This window comes from Aeromonas sp. ZOR0002 (genome assembly GCF_963866995.1).
Classification (GTDB): domain Bacteria; phylum Pseudomonadota; class Gammaproteobacteria; order Enterobacterales; family Aeromonadaceae; genus Aeromonas; species Aeromonas caviae.
Genome location: NZ_CAWMFQ010000279.1, coordinates 1 through 2,317, shown reverse-complemented (window position 1 = coordinate 2,317; position 2,317 = coordinate 1). Strand labels below are relative to the sequence as shown.

At 63.7% G+C, this 2,317-nt stretch carries 3 protein-coding genes; all 3 read left to right on the top strand.

The window, feature by feature from the left end:
- Nucleotides 1-206 precede the first annotated feature (206 nt).
- Entirely contained in the window at nt 207-1,055 is an 849-nt protein-coding gene (locus AACR77_RS15300; protein WP_041212707.1) for a DUF72 domain-containing protein, read from the top strand.
- A gap of 333 nt (nt 1,056-1,388) precedes the next feature.
- Complete coding sequence (cmoA, locus tag AACR77_RS15295) at nt 1,389-2,126, top strand: carboxy-S-adenosyl-L-methionine synthase CmoA (protein WP_042882621.1); 738 nt, start codon at nt 1,389-1,391, stop codon at nt 2,124-2,126.
- Between the two features lie 3 nt (nt 2,127-2,129).
- The coding region (locus AACR77_RS15290; RefSeq protein ID WP_042882619.1) for a DUF1698 domain-containing protein at nt 2,130-2,317 on the top strand (188 nt) is incomplete at its 3' end.

The window sequence follows — 2,317 nt, the reverse complement described above, 5'->3', positions numbered from 1 at the left end:
GTTGTCTGGCCACTGCCGGGCCGCGATCATCGTCACCCGGGGGCTCGGTCGCGCGCATTACGACAATGTGGCAAACAAAAGGGTTGGCATTATAGAGGAAAACCTCCATTTGGGTAAAATGGCCCGCAGCCCCCTTTACCCTGTTTTTTGTTGTTCTGGCGCAAAAAGGAGGGCAAAAGTGCGCCAACCTGCCGACAGGAACCATCATGAGCCTCTATTTGGGCCTGCCCCAGTGGTCACACCCGGCCTGGCCCGGCCAGTTGCTGGGGATGAATGCCAGGCCCGCCGAGCACCTCGCCGACTATGCCCGGGTGTTCAACTCCGTGGAGGGCAACACCACCTTCTACGCCTCGCCGACCCCGGAGACGGTGCAGCGCTGGGCCGATGCGGTCCCCGACCACTTTCGCTTCAGCTTCAAGTTTCCCAAGGAGATCAGCCACCAGAGCGATCTGGTGAGCGCGGACAAACAGGTGACGGCCTTCATCCGCCTGCTGGCCCCCCTGCATGACAAGCTGGGGCTGCTCAAGCTGCAACTGCCCGCCCGCTTCGGGCCAGAGGGGCTGGCCCGTCTGGATGCCTTCTTCGCGCGGCTGCCCCAGGATTTCACCTATGCCCTCGAGGTGCGCCACCCCGATTTCTTCGCCAAGGGGGAGGCGGAACGGGCCCTCAACCGGATGCTGATGGCGCGGGGCATCAATCGCATCATGCTCGACAGCCGCCCGCTCTTCTCGGTGCCCGCCACCACGGCCGCCATGATCGATGCCCAGGGCAAGAAACCCAGGTTGCCGGTCCATCTGCTGGCCACGGGGGGTGCCCCGGTGGTGCGCCTGATTGGTTTGCCTCAAATCGAGGACAATCACCCATTTTTGCCACCATGGTTGCCACATTGGAAACAATGGCTCCAGGAGGGCAAGGATCTCTACCTCTTTGTTCACACCGCCGACAATGCCCTGGCCCCCGAACTCGCACGGCAGATCAGCCGCCTGCTCGGCCAGGAGATGGCCCCCTGGCCGGGAGAAAACGATCGCGCCCGCCAGGGGGTGCTGCCCTTTTGAGCGGCCCCCTCCCCGCCCCTTCTCCGTCCCCAAAAAAAGCCGCTTTTTTTGTGGTCCCACCGGGGTTGGCGTCAAGACAAACGCCCACCTTTCCTCTACACTAGCGCCCCAAGTAAGGTCCCGGGCCTGGGTGCATGGCAATGCGTTGCCCACCCCAGCCCGGCACCCTGAGGGCCCGGACCATGGCCCGTTGCGAACAGGGGCAGCCCGAAGGATCCCGGAGCAAGCCACCCCGTTCGTCAACCGGTGACGACGCCATTTCGATGCCCGTCCACCCAAGATTCAATTGAATAAAACAGCCGCCCACCACACCGGCTGTCAGGTTGCGTCAGCATGCACGATCAGATTTTTGCCGCCCCCATTGCCCGTCTGGGAGACTTCTGCTTTGACGAGCAGGTCGTCGACGTCTTCCCCGACATGATCCAGCGCTCGGTGCCCGGTTACAGCAACATCATCTCCGCCATCGGCATGATGGCCGCCCGCTACGCCCAGCCCCAGAGCCGCCTCTACGATCTCGGCTGCTCCCTCGGCGCCGCGACCCAGGCCATGCGCCGCCACGTCACCCAGCCCGGTTGCCAGATCACGGCGGTGGATCTCTCCCACCCCATGATCGAGCGGGCCCGCGCTCACCTCTCGGGCTTCAAGTCCGAGGTGCCGGTGGATCTGGTGGAGGCGGACATCTGCGACATCCCCATCGAGAACGCCTCCGTGGTGGTGCTCAACTTCACCCTGCAGTTCGTCGCCCCCGAGAAGCGGGCCGCCCTCATCGCGCGCATATTTGACGGCCTGCGCCCCGGCGGCATCCTCATCCTGAGCGAGAAGTTCCGCTTCGATGACGAGCAGGTCAACGAGCTGCTCATCGACTTGCACCTCGACTTCAAGCGGGCCAACGGCTACAGCGAGCTGGAAATCAGCCAGAAGCGCACCGCCCTTGAGAACGTGATGCGCACCGACACCCTGGCGGTCCATCAGGCGCGCCTGCGGGACGCCGGCTTCACCCACCTGGACCTCTGGTTCCAGTGCTTCAACTTCGGCTCCATGATTGCCATCAAAGCCAGCGACACCAACTAAGCCATGATCGATTTCGCCCATTTTTATCAACTGATCGCCAAGAACAGGTTGAGCCACTGGCTGCACACCCTGCCCGCCCAGCTGCACGCCTGGCAGCACGACAACCTGCACGGGGATCTGCCGCGCTGGAACCGCGCCCTCGCCAAGCTGCCCGTCGTGGCCCCCGGCCGGATCGAGCTCAAAGAGCGGGT